Origin of the sequence: Trichocoleus sp. AS-A1 (assembly GCF_039962015.1) — a bacterium.
Taxonomy (GTDB): domain Bacteria; phylum Cyanobacteriota; class Cyanobacteriia; order Cyanobacteriales; family FACHB-T130; genus FACHB-T130.
Genome location: NZ_JAMPKG010000029.1, coordinates 1 through 18,256, shown reverse-complemented (window position 1 = coordinate 18,256; position 18,256 = coordinate 1). Strand labels below are relative to the sequence as shown.

Below are 18,256 nucleotides of genomic sequence, written 5' to 3'. Positions count from 1 at the left end.
AAAGTTACACAAAAGGCAAAACTAGGCAAAAATCTGGCTTGGAGAGTAGTGTCTTGGAACCCCACCCCCAACCCCTCCCCGCTTGCGGGGAGGGGAGCCGGAGCCAGCCGCAGGCGAGCGCAGGGTGGGGTTTCAGGGTATTTTGGGTAATTAGGCGGATTTAGATAAGAGCCAGGAGAGAGAACATAATGTCAATTTCCGAACTACTCTAATCCGACACTTTCAAAGTAGAAGAAGCTGAGCGTCCAAACTCTTCTGGGGCAGACTGTAGATGAGCTTCTGCACCAGGCCATAGAAAGGTACCTGGAGTGACAGAACGGACGAGGTAGTGCAGGGAGTAAACTCCAGCTTCCAGGCGATCGCTATAGGCAACAATGCGATCGCGATAAATCGTCTTGAAGCCAAAGTTATCCTCTTTTGCCTGTAATGCAGCCGTAGAAGTTTGGAAACTCGCATCGACTGCCTCAAACCCGGCTGGGAGCGGATCGCTAATGACCACACGATTCACGGGACGATCGGTAATAATCTCCAAACCGATATCAAACACCTGACCGCTTTTCACCGTCAACGGCTCATCAGAAGCATAGAGGCTGAGCTTTCGCAACACCTTTTCTTCATTAGCGGGACGGATTTCGCGTGTCACCCGTAAGCCGTTAAATCTTCCCGGTTGATTTCCCTGTAGGCGATAGCGGTAGGCAACCAAGTAGTGCAACGTGCCTTGACCAGATTTTTGCACAATCAGATCGTGGCGATCGCGTGGCAACTGGGTCATCGGCACCTTAAGATCCTGGCTGGGGTTGGTGTATCCCTTAAACTGCGCCGATGTCAATTTTTTGCCAGCGAGTTTCACCGTTGCGGCAAAGTTAGGCGGTGTTGGCTGCGTCTGACTATATTCCACCAAAGCCGTGAGTGCTTGAGCGTTGTCATAGGTATTCTGCCAAGTGCCATTTCGTCGCAGTGCGAGGAGACTTTGCAACAACCGATCTAAGATTTCTGGGTTACTCTTTTGCGCGATCGCAAGGCGCAAAGCTTGAGCTTGCGCTGTTGTTGGCGAGTTGAGCCAAGATAAACCTTGGGGTAAATTTACCGTAGCAGTGCGACCCGTTTGATAAATATTCTGCTGAAATTGTTTCGACATTTGAGATTCTTCTTGCCACTCTGGGAACTGAGACAGGTAATGCGCCAGCTTAATCTGCGTAACCGGATCGAATTGACTGCGCTGTGCGTAAATGTCTGCAAGAAAGTCATTGCGCTTTTCTCCCAGTTCCGCCAAAGCAGAGAGTGCTTCTAGTCGCACCTGATTCTTGCAGAGTGGTTGCTTACAAAAATCGTATTGACCGGGATCTGCAAGAATTTTCTTCAAGTAAGTCGTCAAGCGAGACACCATTCTCGGTTCTACCGTCAGTCCCGCTTTCGAGGCTCTTGCTAAAGCTTGAGCTGCGTAAGGAGATACTAACGGATCGGACTTCTGTTGACCAGGCCAAGCGGCGAATCCACCATCCGGTTGCTGGAGTTTTTGTAGGTGTTCTAGAGATTGGTTCGCTTGTTGAGTCGGATTGAATTGTGCAAAGGTTTGACCGTATTTTTGAGAAAGCGTTTGCAAGCTGGATGCGATCGCTAATTGACTCGCCGCCGGTTCCAAAAATGGCAATTGCTCATCCTGCAATACTTGACGCGCTGGTGCGGTAATTTCTGGTATTAGCGTACTGGCAAGGGAAATCTCCAAACCTCCCGCATCAGGGACAACCTTTTTATCCACATTCAGGGGAATTTTTACCTGATTCGTAGTTGTACCGCTTTCTACGACTTGTTCGGTAATCTCTAGCGCTTTCACCTCCAAAGGCACTTCAAACGCATCAGCGGTTCCATTCAACTGAGTGGTAAACTTCACCTGAGATTTACCCGCACTACCCGCCACGATAGGAAAGCGATACGCACGAGTGCCAGATTCTGCTTTGGTTTGCAGATTAGCGGGTTTATTTGCAAACTGAAGAGAACCATTCGCCACACCATTGATTGCCAAATTTCCGGTTTGTTGGGTATTGTTCGTGACAGATAAGCCAGCTTCCAAGCGATCGCCCGGACGTGCAAACTGCGGCAATATAGGGTTAGACAGCAGGGGTTTCGTGGTGATAAATGTCGCTTCGCCGTTGCCAAAGTGCAGATTACCATCGGTAGCAACTGCCATCACCCGCCACGTTGTCAAGTCATCCGGCAACTTAAATGTCACCTCTGCCTTCCCTGTCGCGTCTGTGAGAACAGAACCGTTGTAGTAAGCTAAGGCTTGGAAATCCTTGCGGGTGCGGGTATTCGCTGCGCCTGCTGATTGTCCCCCGCCATAACCCCAACCTTTCGGTTTCGTCATTGAGGTTGGTTGCACCACCACATTAGGACGATTATCGCTAAATCGAGTTGAAATCGGCTGCTCTGCATAAACAGTCTGCACCAAATCCGGCGGACGATAACCGCTCAGTTGCAGCACCGCTTCATTTACCGCCATGACGGTAAACTGTCCTTGGGCTGGGTTGCCTTGTGCATCCTTGAGTTCTAGCTGTACGGTTTCTGGGACACCCGGTTCTAGTTGCGTTTGAATGGGGGTAACTTGGACTTTTAAATACTTATCATCCAAGTTAGTTTTAAAAGGAGCAAACCCAATCCGCACCAAGTTTTCTAAGCTTCCAGGTTCCACTTGACTTAGGGGAACGCCTTGGCGAACTAATACCGCTTCTACTGCGGCATTTGGCAACATTTCCGGTGTCACCTGAAATTGAATTTGCGGCGCACCCCCTTTCACTTTGGTAATTGTCTTGTACAGGGGTTTGTCGCGGACAACGGCAAAATATAACTCGGCTTCCGGATAAGGAGATTGAATTAAAGCGGTAGCCGTTTCACCCGGTTTATAGGTGTCTTTATCGAGTTTGACTTCTAAGCGATCGCGATCGCTTTCTCCCCAACTCACCGCATTGCCACCCGTCGCCCAAATCTGCAAATCGGTTGCGGTAACTTCATCCTTTGTGTTGGCAAAGTTTGCTCGGATGCGGTAAGAACCCGATTCCGGAGGTGTGAGAGAGACAGATTGAGGACTGGTTCCAGATTTTACTTCGGTCTGTGCAACTGTCTTATATTCAACCTGATTTTTAGCAGTATTACTGCCTTCTACCACCCGCGTGACGCTGCTAAATTTCATCTGTTGCAGTTCCACGCGCACCCGTTGTCCTTCTATCGCCTTGCCTGTAGGATCGGTAACGATAACTTGGACGGGGAAAGCTTGAAGCGCATCCGCGACGAAATTGGATTGTAAACCGATTAAGCGATCGCTTGGCAATACCGTAAATGTCTTAGAATCCGATACTGACAAATTCGACACATCGGAGACTTGCACATCCACCCGATAAGTCATCGGGTAAGGCACATCCTTCGCTATCTTGACAATTTGGCTGTTCCCCCTACCATCTAATACCTGGTTTGATTGCAACACATCACTAGAAACAGTCGGGCTTTCCTCAGGCCAAAACCACTGTCGCCCAAAGGAAAATTGCTCCCACCCTTTCGGTTTAAAATCAGATTGCGATCGCGTGACGTAATATTCCGCCTTCCCGCCTTCTACAGGCGCACCAAATAAGTAATTACTCGTGGATTTCGCTTCAACTTGCTGGTCTTTTAGAGCAAATTCTTTATCTAGATTTAGCTCTACTTTAAAATTAGGCGGTTTAAACTCGGCAACCCGAAAGTCACCCAAAACCTCTACGCCACTTTTGCCTTTCGCTTGAATCGAATAGTAGCCAAGCGGTTGATTAGTCTTAAACGGCACTTCTAGAGAAAAGCTGCCAAATTCATTGGTTGTTTGAGTACCTAAATCCGTTTTTTCACCATCTGGATTTAAGAGAGTGACTTTATAGCTAGCATTTTTGTCCTGCTGGATATTTCCATTTTGTAAGTAGTAGGCAAAACCCGTAAACGATGCTTTTTCCCCTGGCTGGTAAAGCTGTCTATCCGAGAAGATTACCCCCCGTGAGACTGGCTTCCCATCATCCCATCCAGCATCAACACCATACCCATAAGCACCGCTATATTCTTCCGTGCGGACAAATGCCCAATCTTGATTTTCGCGGGCAATTACGAGCAATTTAGGCCCTTGTTCAAATCCATTTCTGGATTTTGTGCATTGCTGCATATCCTCACGAAGCAACAGTAATGTCCCCGCTTCATCCGTTTTCCCTGATGCACAAGGTACGGGTTGAGGGCGAGATTTCGCCTCCAATTTCGACTCATAAATCTCTACAGGTGCATCTGCTGCGGGAGAACCATCTGAGAGATGATGCACGCGAATCAATCCCGAATCAGGGAACCACTGTGCAAACACTCCCAAATTAGTCAATTCCACCATTCCATAAGTCGTCGGTTCGCGCCATTGTTGCTTACCATTTTCTTCATAACGATTAGTTCGCGCCTGAACCCCATAAGCTAACATTCCCGTACCAGTACCCAGTTTTTCTCGGATAGGAACAGCTACATCGATTAACTGATTTTTCTTACTCGATACCTTGACACTTTGCCAAGAATTGGGATTCGGTAATAAATCATTCCCATCGCCTTTGGGATAAGCGGAATCTACATAAACTAAATCTGTCGGCTGCAATACTCGATAAGCCGCTTTATACTTTGATTCCGGCAAGTTCACAGTAGAAACATTTAACTGTAAATCTTTACCAGATGGGAAAATATTTAGATTTGATGGTACCCAAATATCTCCAGCTACATCGCCTGTCTCATATTTGAGCGTAACTGGCTTTTCCAATGTTTGACCAAACTTATCCTTAAGTTTTTTACCGATAGTAATTGTATAAGTAGTGGCAGGTTCTAATGCCCAAGGGTTGAGACTAACAAGACTTTCTCCATCAGGAACTTGAACCAATTTAGGAGTTTCTTTTGGCGCAGGAGTTACAGTAATATTCTCAATCGCTGAATTTGCATCAAGCCCGTTATTAAATTGCAGTTGAGGACTTCCTTTGACAAACCGACCATAAGTACCTCCAGCATCGGGTACTCCGTAATATTTAATTATGAGTAATTTCAAAGGCGAATAAGTGGCTAGCTGACTAACATAAGACATCTCGCTGGGCAGATTACCCCGAATAGGATGCAAACCCGGAGAAAATTCTAAGCGGTAACGAGTCGCTTTTTCTAAAGTCTGCTGCGGTACTAAATCATATGTCCAGTTGCGGGTTGAAGGGTCAAGTTTCTCCTGTGGCTGTTCATTCTCTAACGGTGTCTCTTTTTTTTCTAAGTCAACTTTCAGCCGTATATCCTTCTGTTTTCCTTCCGGAATTAGCTTCAAATGCTCTTGGACTGAAGCGATATCCAGTTCTACATTTGAGTTAAATTTTAGAGTTGGCTTTAAATCAATAGCTTGATTATCAGGATTTTCAGGATTAGTAGTCGGTAAATTAGTTAGTTTAATCGGTTCGGTATTAAAAGTCCACGCCAAATCCTTCTCTAAACGATGATTTTTTAGATCCGCCAAACCAGCTTTCAGAGTGACTCTGACTCGCGTCGCTTTCGGCAATGCTTTGTTGGCTTGAAATCCCACCATTCGCGGCGTCAAAAATCGAAATTGTCCCGGTAGCGGCGGCAAAATCTCAAATTGTTTTAGCTTTTGCTGTTGATCGGGGCTATCAAGACTCTCAACAGGAATCAAAGCATCTTTAAATCGGATGCGAATCTGCGCTAAAGGTTCAACCTCCCCAGATGGACTAATTTCCTCAATCCAGTCTGGGAGTTGCGGCGTCGCTAGAGAAGGAACTGCTGGAAGTGGTTCATTTCCAGAGAGATTAATCACGCCACATCCGGCTATTCCCAGTACAAATGCTACGACAACCAGAAACCGCATCCAAATTCTCACGATTGTGCCTATCTGTTGAAAGGATTTATCTGTACTATCCTGTGCATGAAGGGAAGACAGCGAATCTGTATCAGGAATTGAAACTGGCATGACTTTTTCCCTCATTGCAGGTAATTCATCGGAGGGTAAACCACAAGAGTTACCCCTACATGACTCACTAACAAGAGGTCTACATCTCAACTACTCAACCTTCCGGGTAGCTGAATCATTACGCTTAAAATCTTTACTTTATGCTGAGCTAACGCTACTCACACTTGGTTGAGCGCATTAAATGATTCCTAAAGGCGAGATCCCGGACTTCTTGAAGAAGTTCGGGATCTGAACTACTGGCATCTCACAACTTTAATAGGATTGCTATTCACCTTTTGATTAGATAGCGGTGACGGGCGCACTATGAAGCGTAGCGTTCTTATCTTTTTTCAATTGTGCTTCGATTGCATCGCAGGCAACTTTAACCCCGTTTTCTGCTCGTACCTTATTGCCAACTTCTGCGGCTTTAGCCTGGTAGCGAGGTTCGCGTAATAGGCGATCGAGTTCCTTAGCCGCACGAGAAGCAGTGTAGCGATCGCGATCAATAGTCCGTCCGACTCCTAAACGAGTAATCCGTGCAGCATTGTCTGGTTGGTCGTTACTAAAGGGTACGACCAACATCGGGCGACCGGAACGCAATACCTGCGCGGTTGTGCCCACGCCTCCTTGATGCACAATAGCAGCAGCCCGATGAAACAGTTCCGAGTAGGGAGCGTAGTCAAAAATAGCAATATCTTTAGATTGCAACTCTTTTGGCAGAGAGGGGTTATTGTTGCCAACCAGCAATACAGCCCGATGACCCAACTTTAAGGCAGCTTTGGCACTTTCGAGGTAAAACTTGTCAGCAACCCACACGGCGGAACTTCCCAAAGTAAACACAATTGGCGGATCTCCCGCATCCAAAAATGATGCCAGTTCCGGAGATAGACCAGTATCGCCATTGCGATCGTAGAAAGTAAATCCGGTAACGCAAGTCTGTTTTGGCCAGTCGGGTTGAGGAGTTGCGAGAGCTTCTGAAAATAAAGCCAGCACTAAGTCGGGGGAGTTCATCCCTTCAAACATAGAATCGGCAAGGGGAGATAAACCAAGCTGTGTCCGTAACTGTCGCAGGGGTTCATCCCACGAGCTGAAACGATTTTTGGCGAGGCGGATGAGCGCTCCATTAAACCCAGGGCCAAGTATGCGTAGATTCAGCCAACTGGGGAAAGTCGCCACCACTGGGGGATCGTAGGCGGAGAGGAACGACATCGGAGACAGTACGCTGGAAACCCAACGAATTCCCGTTTTCTCAACAACGGGCGTTGCTGCGAAGCTGAGGGGGTGTGTCACCAACAGGTCTGCATCGCGCACTGCCGACATCAGATCCTCATAAGTTTCTTGGACATAGGGTAAGATTGCTTGGCGAAAGACGTATTCTGTACCGTTTTGCTTGTCCATGATCAGACGCACAAGTTCTCGTTGCTGTTCAACGTCTGTGGGAAAATCGGGACGGACTGGGTGGAACTCAAGACCAGCCGCTTCGATTTTGTTACGGTAGAACCCAGCTGTGGCAATTACTGCTTGATGCCCGCGTGCCTTTAATTCTAGGGCGATCGCTATATAAGGATGCAAATCGCCTAACGAACCATAAGTGTGCAGAACAATCTTCATAATGGCTACCGTATCTTTTTATAGATGAGTTACTTGTATTACTACAAAACTACGGCGGTTTAAGGGTACTTGCTTCATCCGATTGGCTGACCCTAGTGGATGATTAGGAAGAATTACTCATCATTCTCTTGAGGTGGAAGCGTACCATCTGCCAGTTTCAAGCGCTTAGAGGGAAGATGCGATCGCGCATCCCCTAAAAACACCCTCATCCGGTAAAGGCGATCGCCACAATGAAGATAAGGGGGTAAGTCTTCGTTGGCGAAAGGGTTAAGCGATGAGACAACCCAAGCAGTGGCAAATCCAAATGCAGGAACTCTTTTGGCGTTGGGGGAGAAACAAGAAATTTCGCGGATTCTTGGCTTTAGTGTTGCTGGGTTTAACCGTGCGATCGCTTCCTTATCTGGCACCCGTTCGTGCCAAAGATATTGCCCAGGATACGCAAGCGATTGAATTTAGCGATCGCAATGGACTTCCTTTAGGAAGATTGCTGACCCGCGACCAAGAGCATACCGCTGTGGTGCCGCTGAATCAAGTTTCGCCCCACTTTATCAACGCGATTCTAGCTGCTGAAGATGGCTCATATTATCATCACGGGGCGCTGGATCTGAAGGCTGTAGCGCGATCGCTTAAAGATTCACTTCAGGCGAAAAGGATTACCTCCGGTGCATCCACGATTACGATGCAACTAGCGCGGATGTTAGATCCCGTTCCCCGCACCTTACCGGGCAAGTTGCGCGAAATTTGGCTATCTTGGCGCATCGCCGCCGGGATGAATAAAGATGCAATCCTCTCTGCTTACATCAATCGCCTGCCAATGGGGGGGAATATCTATGGGTTAGAAGCTGCATCCCGTAACTATTTCGATATTCCAGCAAGCGAACTTAATCTTGCCCAAGCAAGTCTTCTCGCTGCTGTTCCGAATAATCCCACTTACTTCAATCCCTACGACCATTGGAAACGCCTTAAAAAGCGGCAGATTTATGTTCTGAATCGCATGGTTGAAGACGGTTATATTACTCGCGCACAAGCAGATCGAGCTTACAAAGAAGAGATTTCCCTAGCACCGAGACAACAGGGAATTATTGCCGCCCCTCATTTTTTATTTTGGGTATCTAATCAACTATCTAATTCTTCAATTCAAAATCAAAAATCTTCGAGCAAAGCCCCAGAAAGCGCTATCCCCAATCGGATGTCCCAGATCCGCACCAGCATCGATCGCCCTTTGCAGCAATTTGTGGAAGCGCAAGTGCAGCAAGTGATTCGTACCCTCACCCCCAATAATGTTCATCATGCTGCTGCCTTAGTCATTGACAACCACACGGGGGAAGTTTTGGCTTATGTGGGTTCTCCCGATTACTTTAATGAAGCACAACTCGGTCGCAACGACGGGGTACAGGCATTACGTCAACCCGGTTCTACTTTGAAGCCTTTTTTATATGAATATGCCCTACAAAACCGCACGATTCGCCCGAATACTATCTTGGCGGATGTGCCAACACATTACGCGATTCCCGGCGCGAAACTCTACAGTCCTACAGATTATGATGAAACTTTTTTAGGGCCAGTACGAGTTCGCGTAGCTTTGGCAAATTCCCTGAATGTTCCGGCGGTGCGGGTATTAGAAAAAGTTGGCGTGCAAAATTTTCTAAATCATCTGCATCAATTAGGGTTTGAGCATTTAAATCGGTCGCCCGAACATTACGGATTGGGACTAATTTTGGGTAGCGGTGAAGTCAGTTTATGGGAGTTAACGAGGGCGTATGTTACTTTAGCAAGACGTGGAGAAGCCACCCCGCTAGTCACAACATTCTCCAACCTGCCATATAGCAACCGAAGACCTTCCAGGCTGCCATCTGCTAACCCTTCAACCTGGGGATTAATTGCGGATATGTTAAGCGATCGCCATGCTCGTGCAAGTGCCTTTGGGGTAGACTCGGTGCTAGCTTTACCATTCCCCGCAGCAGTTAAAACAGGCACTTCCTCGGATTTTCGAGATACTTGGACGGTTGGGTTTACCACCGACTACACCGTAGCCGTGTGGGTGGGCAATTTTAACGGCGATCCCATGCGACAAGTTTCGGGGGTGACAGGTGCAGCACCCCTCTGGAATCGCATCATGTTACACCTCCATCAGAATCGAGAACCTGCCATCTTTCCCCCTCCAGAAAATCTGGTGCAACGCCCAATCTGTGCAATTTCTGGCTTACGCCCTACCCCAGATTGTCCCTCAGTAGTGCAAGAATATTTTTACGCAGAAGATATTAGCGATTATGAGCGTCAGTCAGGGACTGCAAAGTTGCCTCCAGAGTACGATGAGTGGTTAGCAAGGCAGCATCAACCAAGTTTTGTCTCTAGTGGCGTCAAGATTTTGTCTCCTCACAATGGCGATGTTTTCTTATTGCACCCAGGTGAAAAAACGAATCCCAAAGGTACAGAGAATGTACAGACAGAAATGCAACAACTAGAGTTTAAAGTCGCTGGAACGCGCAGCCAGTCAGTAGAGTGGTGGTTGAATGGGGAAAAACTGGCAACGCAGCCATCGAATTCCCTATTTTGGCAGCTTCGTCCCGGTCAGTGGATTTTGGAAGCAAGAAGTGGGGAAAAGACTGATACGGTAAGTTTCCAAGTGCAGTTAGGTAAATATCGGCAGACACGCCGGGGTTTCTCGCTCAAGTCAAATTAAACCGTAGTATTAACTGGGTGGTTCGGATGCCTTGCCCTCAAACACATCGTTAATGATTGCCAGTCCTTGTATTACACGCAGTAGCTGATCCTCTGACAAATTGACAAACATTTGAGCAATTTTGGCATGAGTTGTCTGGCGGAGTTGCTGAAGATATTCAAATCTAGCCTGAGTCAGTTTCAGGTAGGGCTTACGCACGTCAACACGCTGTAGGGGCTTTTTGATTGCCATGCCCCTACGATAAAATTATGCATTCACTAATTAACTGCGTAAGTCCTGTTAGGGAAAGGCTCTAGTGCTAAATTACCCGCAGGGCATTAGTCATAGCAAGTTTGATTGATTAGTCGTAATCTCAATCGACTTTGAAGAATACAAAATTTTTTGGTGCAATCTTGCCAAATTATGCAATACCCGCATTGACACCCTTGTTGTAACAGGTAGAAGATAGGGGCGATCGCTTCCCCCAGATTAACTATGCGCTTAAGTTTTTCTTTATAACAGTTTGTAACTGTGATAGCATCTATTCTGTCTTTTCCCTAAACAATTAGTGGAATCAAAATCCAGCGCTTTTACACTTAGGAGGATCGAAATGGCACTTAGCGACCAGCTCTTGAACCCAAGCAAAAAGGCTGAAGTTGTAGATGACTTCTGCAAATTGCTCGATGAGGAGGTCGCTTCCAAGTCAGGTATATCTGGTCTTGCCATAAAGGCAGGCTACAACGCCGTCAAGGGTATAAAGCCAGGGTACATTGGCTACGCTGTCGAGCAGTTCCTGCCAGGATGGTGTACAGCACTCGATCCCATTTGGAGCGAGAGTGTCCAGAAAGGAGATCCAGTCGCGCACTTCATTGCCAGCCGCTCTCCCGCAGCAGATGCTATCCTGAGCGTTACCGATGCCAGGATGGAGAGCGTCAGAAGCAGCCTCGTATTGGGTACCTATAAAAAATTGCGCGGCTCGGCTAAGAAAAACGTGGAGGAAGGGATACCGGGATTGGCTAAGCTTCTCGAAAAACACACCTTGGTCTGAACGAGAAGGGAACGGTCACACTCTGGTGCGGGTCGCTGTCCAAACAAGAGTGTAGAGTACGGTAGAGCTGTTCAACCCGATGCCTCTACTTACAAAAAAAGCCGTTCTCTTGGTATCAGCCTAATTCAATCAGCATTTCTATCGTACTGACGCGAAAGCCGCAGGAAGAAAATAATCGCCGCGCCGCCTCGTTAGCAACAGTCGTATCGAGGCGAATTTGTTTGACTCCAATCGAGTTAAAGCGTTCAATCGCCTGCATCACCATCGCCTTCGCAATTCCAGCTTGGCGATATTCCTCTTCAACCCAGAGGTCGTGAATAAAAGCATATTCTTGTAAACGGTAAATCGGGATTTCCCGTTCAACCGTCGCCACCAGAAACGCCACCACTTGCTTATTTTCAGCCTCAGCGACTATGAAGATATTGCGATCGCGTTGCGGTGACGCATCCAGCGATGCACTAGACGCTATCCGACTCAACCACTTCTCATAACGCAACTCTGGATTCGGCAAGAATCCATACTTTGCCGAATCCCAAGCTTCATGCAAGGCACAAATCTTGGCAACCATCGGGAGGACAGATGGCACGTCAGCAGGTGTAGCAGGACGAATAAGCATATTTCAGTCTTTTGATGCTGAAACTGTATACTTGCTTATCCGTAGCATAGAAATGAAACATCTGGCAAAGGTGCGCGCACTTCGTGCCGCTTCGCTAACAGACTAAAGTCTGGCGCTATACAAACAAAGACTGCCTACGCAGTCTTTATAATGTTTGTTTCAGTCCGTATGTTTGTATAGGCACGAATTACATTCATTGGGTATTTTAGTAACTTATGACTCCTGAAAAGTTTTCCAATCCTTTTGTAAATCTCAATTATGAGTCTGCCTTAGAAGCTTTAGGCGATGATTATTTTGATCGAGTAGCAGCGGCAGACTTTCCTAAATATATTCTGCGCTTTCGCAACGATGAATTATTACCAATATTGGGACTGAAACCAGACACGGTGACAGACGATGATTTTATCGAAGCATTTGGGATGTTTCAAGGAGTCAAACCGTTCTTAGCTTTGCGTTATCACGGCTATCAATTTGGAGAATATAACTCTCGCTTAGGCGATGGCAGAGGATTTCTCTACGGACAAGTGCGCGGTACGGATGGCGAACTTTATGACTTTGGAACGAAAGGGTCTGGTACGACTCCGTATTCTAGAGGCGGCGATGGTAGACTCACGCTTAAAGGTGGCGTTAGAGAAGTTTTAGCTGCTGAAGCGCTTCACTATTTAGGAGTGCGTACTTCCCGCTGCTTATCGATGATTGAAACGGGAGAAGGACTCTGGCGAGGCGATGAACCTTCTCCAACAAGATCCTCGGTAATGATTCGTTTCAGCCGTTCCCACATTCGTTTTGGTACATTTGAACGGTTGCACTTTTTTGGACGCAAGGATTTAATCGAAAAGCTTTTAGACCATGTAATTGAGCAATACTATTTTCACCTCAAAGATAAGCAAGACCGCTACATTCTGTTTTATGCAGAATTAGTCAAGCGGGTTGCAGAACTTGTTGCTCAATGGATGTCCGTTGGGTTTTGTCATGCGGTTTTAAACACCGATAATATGTCTATTACTGGGGAAAGTTTCGACTATGGTCCCTACGCTTTTATTAACACCTACGATCCCAAATTTACTGCTGCCTACTTTGACTATTACGGACGCTACAGCTACAGCAATCAACCAGGGATTTGCCAGCTCAATTTAGAAATGCTCCAACAACCCCTATCTGCGGTTATTCCTATGGCAGAGATGGAAGTTGCCCTATCCCAATTTGCCGAGCATTATAACCGAACTTACACCGCGCGGATGATCGGTAAATTGGGATTCGAGAATCTGCCCGATTTAGCCGCAGAAGAATTAGTGATGCAAACTCTGAAACTCCTGGTAGAAACACAAGTAAGCTATCACAGTTTCTTTTGGGAAGTAACAAATCAGTTTGACCGCAATTGGCGTGATGATGCGACAAACATTCTGAAAGCAGATGGATTTTTGAATGCGCCTGAGGCTACAGCATTATTGGAAGACTGGAGAAATTTATACCTGCAAACTTTACTCAGTTTCCCAGATAGCGAACTGGATAATATAGCAGCACGGCTGGGTCGTCATAATCCTAAAACTGCGTTAGTTAGACCAGAAATAGAAGCGATTTGGGAGAAAATTGACCAAGAAGATAACTGGACACCGTTTTATGAATTGATTGAGCGACTGAGATTTCACAAGAATGCGATCGCTTAATTTTCATTACTTGTTTTTCCTGTGGTGATAAATGGCGTTAATGTATTGACAAAAACGAGATACAGCCGTTTTTAAATCCTTCAAAAAAGATAAAGGGAGAGATATTCACAATATCTCTCCCTTTATCTTTTTATCAGCGAATCCTATTGCACAACAACTGATTTAACTTCTTCATTTGGGGCGAGAAATGTTCCACCTACTTCTATCGTATGGGGACTCTTGAAGGTTAATTGAGCATCAGGCTTCTGGCAAGCTATCATTGTCTTGACGTGTTCCGCTTCATCATCTCGAATGTTTACAAACACATCGTAGAGGTTGTTAATGACGGGACGGCGTTCTTCTGGAACTCCTCCAGTCTGAAACTCATCGAACATATACAAGTCGCCGTCTCGATAGTAATTGATGGCAATTTGTGGGGCAGATGTAGCTTTTAATTCTGATTCATTTTCTTGCAAAAATGTATCGTAAGTATGATAAGCGTGTCCTTCAACTAATTCCATGAAATTGTAGGCAGAACGAGGCGAGAGAATGTAAAGAACAACGATCACCCAATAATAAAGTAAAGCAGTATGTTGTGCTAAAAATCTATCGAACCACTGCTGATTACCCCCTAAAGATTCCATAATCAGGAGGTGATGGAGTTCGTTCCAAGATTCCGCAAAGTGAACTTTTAACCAATCTGCTCTGCGCCACATTCCAACTGTTTCGTAAAGGTGCAAAACTGATAAATAGGCAAAGTAAGGAACACGAGCAACTGTTTCTAGGACGTAAAAACGGGGATAAGGGCGATCGCGGTAAATTGTGTTGATAACAAAGACTAATACACCGACAAGTAATCGAATCATTTGAAAAACCCCAAATATTTTGATTTATTGAAGAAGTTGAGCGGAAAGGAAGGCTGTTCGTTCTTTCTATTTGCATCCTACTCAACTTCTAAAAATAGAAAATCCGTAAATCTGACAGTGGCTGGAAGGACACTATAGTTACCAAAAGTAAAAGATTGACTCGCTGCAACTTGTCCAGAGCTTTATTAAGAAAGATTAAAATATTTGGCGGGAGCTAACTTCAGCGTCCCTCTGTTCAGAAGATTGGTCAGAATAAGCAAAGAAAAGAGCGATATCTAGAGGCATCAATGCTTAACAGCAGCCAGTGCATAGAGACAAAATGCCCAATCCAGTTCACCGTGGACTTAATCGGCAGTAAATGGTCTATTCTGATTCTCAGAGAGTTGTTTACAAGCGATCGCCGTACCCACGAGTTCCTAGAAGCATTGCCTGGAATTAGCACCAAAACGTTGATGATACGGCTCAGAGAACTAGAAGAGTATGGTTTAGTGGAACGCCGAGTCTACGCAGAAATTCCTCCCCGCGTAGAGTATTCGCTCACCCAGAAGGGGCGAGAAATTCAACCCGTGATGACAGCGCTAAAGCAGGTGGGAGAACGATGGCTCAACCGAGATGCTTGTGTTTGTCCTCTTGATGGGATAGCTTTCTAGGAAAGGTCGCCTGCGTGACGCCGATTCCTAATAACAACAATCTATGGGCAAAAGATGGGCAAAAGATATCGTTCGCCCTCATTAACGCGCTTTGTGAGCCGGGATGGGCAGTTGAACATCGTGCGGCGAGGGGTATCGGGATTTCATCGGGGCGATCTATATCATTTGCTGCTTACCCTTTCCTGGGGATGGTTCTTAGCGCTGTTCAGTCTGTTGTATTTAGTCTCCAACACGGTATTTGCCCTCATCTATCTAGCTGGAGGAGATTGCATCCAGAACGCTCAACCGGGTTCCTTCCTTGACGCCTTCTTTTTCAGCGTCCAGACGATGGCGACTATCGGCTACGGTGCGATGTATCCGCGTACGCCTTACGCGAATGCGGTGGTGACAGTCGAAGCGCTGGCGGGTCTTTTCGGAGTGGCAATGGCGACGGGACTGGCATTTGCGCGGTTCTCCGTGCCAACGGCGAGAGTGCTTTTCAGTCGCGTGGCAGCGATCGCTCCCTATGATGGGGTGCCGACTCTGATGTTTCGGACGGCTAACCAGCGGCGCGACGTAATTGTAGAAGCGCAGATCCGGGTGACTTTAGTTCGCAACGAAGTCAATCGGGAGGGAGAATTCATGCGTCGGTTTTACGATCTCAAATTAGTTCGCAGTCATACATCCATGTTTGCATTGAGCTGGACGGTGATGCATCAGATTGACGAGACGAGTCCGCTTTATGGGGTTACGGTAGACTCCCTGGCTGAGTCGGAAAGCGAGATCGTCGTGATGCTGACTGGGTTAGACGAAATCGTTTCACAGACGATCCATGCCCGTCACTCCTTTGCCACGTCCGATATCCTGTGGAATATGCGTTTTGTGGACATCTTATCTAGGATGCCGGACGGGCGGCGCTCGATCGACTATACCCGCTTTCATGATGTGATGCCGATAGAATCTGTCAGGGCTAATAAGTAGCTGGAAAAAGATAGTTTTCCCTTCGCCTAAGTTCAGCAAACCCTATTGGAGACAGAGACTCAGGTAGTTTAACAATGGTTTTTTTCCTGAGACTTAATATCATTTTCTTTCAATTGTCACCTGCCAAGTTTCCAGTGTGGTACCGACAGATTGATCGAGATTTGTCAAGGCATTGAGATAATCAATCGTTGCATCTAGTTCTCGGTTTCTTGCCTCTACTAAATTATTCTGAAAACTCACAACCTGAAAAATTGACCCTCTTCCCAATCTCAGTTTTTCTTGTTCTATTTGTAGTGTTCTCTCAGCCAATTGCCTTGCTTGCTGGGCAAGTTGCACCTGTCGAAGACTTAGATTTACATTTCTAACTCTATCTGTTACTTCAATATCGATACTTTGACGCAGACTTTCTAAAGTATTTTCTGCTTTCTGGAAGTTTACTTGACTTCGTTGATAATCTCGTTCCACAGTGAGATCGCCGAAGGTACGGGACAAGATTAACCCAGCTGTTAGTTGGGTTGTGTCATCTAAGGAATCGCCGTAACCTGCATCTAAGTCTAAGTTCCAGCGCCGGTTATTATCTGCAATTAATCTTTCAAATTTTGTTCTTTCCAAGCTGAACTGTGCTTGCAAATAATCCGGTCTGTTTTGAAAGGCAATTTGTTTTAGATTATTTAAATCTAAAGACTTCGATTGCAATACTATTTTTTCTACAGGTTCAATATTAAGAGTTTGCTCGATATCTAGAATATCTAACAAAGTTAATTTGACAGACTCCAGATTATTCCGAGCCTCTAACAAGCTGACTTCTCTATTTGCAATGTCTGTCTGGCTTTGAACAATTTCAACTGGCGCGAGTCGCCCAGCCTCAATCAAGGCTTGGTTAAATTCTAAAATTTGGCGGGCGCTTTCTAGAGAAATCTGCTCAATATTCAGTCTTTCCTGCGCTCTAAGTAAATTGCGGTAGACTAAGATAGCTTCAGTAATGGTATTAATGAGAGTTGATTTTAAACCTTGAATATTTGCTCTTTCATCGAGTCGAGCAATTTCAATAGGAGCTTGATTAACTGCAACACCAGCACCTCGTAATAGAGGTTGAGTTAAACGTAGCTGAAGATTTGAGCCAAATAGATTGTTATCTCTATCAACATTGAAATTATTTATATTTGACGTTTGACCGTTCGTTTCCCAACCAAAACTCAGCCTACCTCCCGTAGGAACCGTGACCTCAACAGTGGCACCAACACCAAGATCGCTATTCGTGCTAGTGTTTCCACCCGAACCAAAGCGATCGAGATTAAATGATAATCTAGGCGTAAAATCAGGGACAAATCTATCTTCTGCCACTGCTAAGTCTTGTCTTTGGGCGATTCTTTCTAAATAAGCGTTTTTGATATCTTTATTGTTTTGCAATACCAAGATAACAACATCAGCTAGGGTTAATTGAATCCCTCGCCCAGTTGTTACGGTTTCTTGTTGGTTGGGTTTTGGTTGCGCTTGAGCTAATAAAGCGGCTGGTTTCCTGGCTCCAGAGAACACCTTTAAAATTGACCGGGATGCGGCAACGGGAGGCGAAGATTGGGGGTGAATACTTTTTGCCGATGGGGGGATACTAGATCCCTCCAACTCTCCTTGTAAAGGCGGGCTAGTAGTTGGAGAGGGTGGGAATTGTCTTGGCTGGGCGTTAAGCGTAAAAGTTGGACTGGTTTTAGTTGCGAGTGGGGAAAGAGAAGAAGGAGCGATCGCATTCTTTACACCAGTTCCCCCTAAAACTATTGCTTTGCCTATGTTCACCCCCGGACTTTCTGAGACTGGAGCCGTTTTGAGCTTTGCTCTATCCGTTGGCGGAACCATAATCGGGCGTGCGAGTTCCGGCGTCTGTGTCTGAGCCGCTGTCCGAGCATTAGCAGTCGTCGCTCTTACCGCCGTTGAATGAAGCTTAAGAAGGACGGCTAACGTTAATGTCGTGCCTAAAGTTGCAGTCACAAGCAGAACCACACCCCCAAAAGAAGAGCGGATAGGGGGTAAAAACCTACCGCTAGAAACTGGAGGTTGGGCATTTGGGTTGTCGTGCTTGTGCATGATCGCGGGTAGCTTTTAGCTGGTTGATTTTAGATCAGGACTTACGCAAAGGCGCTAGATATAGCGTACAAGTTACACAAGTTGCATGGGAATAGAAGGATGTTTCAGTTCCTCAATCAAGGAATCAGAAAGCCACTGGTATTTCAC

The 18,256-nt window shown here is 46.2% G+C and carries 11 protein-coding genes; 5 read left to right on the top strand and 6 right to left on the bottom strand.

What is annotated here, in order from left to right; all coding sequences use genetic code 11:
* Positions 1–208 precede the first annotated feature (208 nt).
* On the bottom strand, positions 209–5,890 hold the full coding sequence (locus NC994_RS20185) for an alpha-2-macroglobulin (protein ID WP_190440579.1): 5,682 nt from the start codon (positions 5,888–5,890) through the stop codon (positions 209–211).
* Between the two features lie 381 nt (positions 5,891–6,271).
* Positions 6,272–7,582, bottom strand: a complete 1,311-nt coding sequence (locus NC994_RS20180) for a glycosyltransferase (protein ID WP_190440451.1) — start codon at positions 7,580–7,582, stop codon at positions 6,272–6,274.
* 274 nt (positions 7,583–7,856) lie between these two features.
* Between NC994_RS20180 and pbpC the strand changes: the two genes are divergently transcribed.
* Positions 7,857–10,265 (top strand): penicillin-binding protein 1C, encoded by a 2,409-nt coding sequence (pbpC, locus tag NC994_RS20175; protein WP_190440450.1) that lies wholly within the window; start codon positions 7,857–7,859, stop codon positions 10,263–10,265.
* Between the two features lie 9 nt (positions 10,266–10,274).
* On the opposite strand, the gene NC994_RS20170 is transcribed toward pbpC, so the two are convergent.
* Positions 10,275–10,496 carry a hypothetical protein gene (locus tag NC994_RS20170; protein WP_190440448.1) on the bottom strand — a complete coding sequence of 74 codons (222 nt, stop codon included), beginning with the start codon at positions 10,494–10,496 and terminating at the stop codon, positions 10,275–10,277.
* 358 nt (positions 10,497–10,854) lie between these two features.
* On the opposite strand from NC994_RS20170, the gene NC994_RS20165 reads away from it, so the two are divergent.
* Positions 10,855–11,292: a hypothetical protein gene (locus NC994_RS20165; protein ID WP_190410046.1), complete on the top strand. Its 438-nt coding sequence runs from the start codon at positions 10,855–10,857 to the stop codon at positions 11,290–11,292.
* 115 nt (positions 11,293–11,407) lie between these two features.
* Here the strand turns inward: NC994_RS20165 and NC994_RS20160 are convergent, their stop codons facing one another.
* A complete protein-coding gene (locus tag NC994_RS20160) occupies positions 11,408–11,908 on the bottom strand; it encodes a GNAT family N-acetyltransferase (RefSeq protein WP_190440446.1) in 501 nt (166 codons plus the stop codon).
* A gap of 215 nt (positions 11,909–12,123) precedes the next feature.
* On the opposite strand from NC994_RS20160, the gene NC994_RS20155 reads away from it, so the two are divergent.
* Positions 12,124–13,575, top strand: a complete 1,452-nt coding sequence (locus NC994_RS20155; protein WP_190428463.1) for a YdiU family protein — start codon at positions 12,124–12,126, stop codon at positions 13,573–13,575.
* 143 nt (positions 13,576–13,718) lie between these two features.
* Here NC994_RS20155 and NC994_RS20150 read toward each other — a convergent pair whose 3' ends face one another.
* Positions 13,719–14,420: an alternative oxidase gene (locus tag NC994_RS20150; protein WP_190410049.1), complete on the bottom strand. Its 702-nt coding sequence runs from the start codon at positions 14,418–14,420 to the stop codon at positions 13,719–13,721.
* A 287-nt stretch (positions 14,421–14,707) separates the two neighbouring features.
* On the opposite strand from NC994_RS20150, the gene NC994_RS20145 reads away from it, so the two are divergent.
* Together NC994_RS20145 and NC994_RS20140 are read left to right on the top strand one after the other, a co-directional pair.
* Positions 14,708–15,070 (top strand): helix-turn-helix domain-containing protein, encoded by a 363-nt coding sequence (locus NC994_RS20145; RefSeq protein WP_190410050.1) that lies wholly within the window; start codon positions 14,708–14,710, stop codon positions 15,068–15,070.
* Positions 15,071–15,124: 54 nt separating this feature from the next.
* A complete protein-coding gene (locus NC994_RS20140) occupies positions 15,125–16,030 on the top strand; it encodes an ion channel (RefSeq protein ID WP_190428462.1) in 906 nt (301 codons plus the stop codon).
* A 99-nt stretch (positions 16,031–16,129) separates the two neighbouring features.
* Here the strand turns inward: NC994_RS20140 and NC994_RS20135 are convergent, their stop codons facing one another.
* Positions 16,130–18,109, bottom strand: a complete 1,980-nt coding sequence (locus NC994_RS20135; protein WP_190428461.1) for a TolC family protein — start codon at positions 18,107–18,109, stop codon at positions 16,130–16,132.
* Between the last annotated feature and the right edge of the window lie 147 nt (positions 18,110–18,256).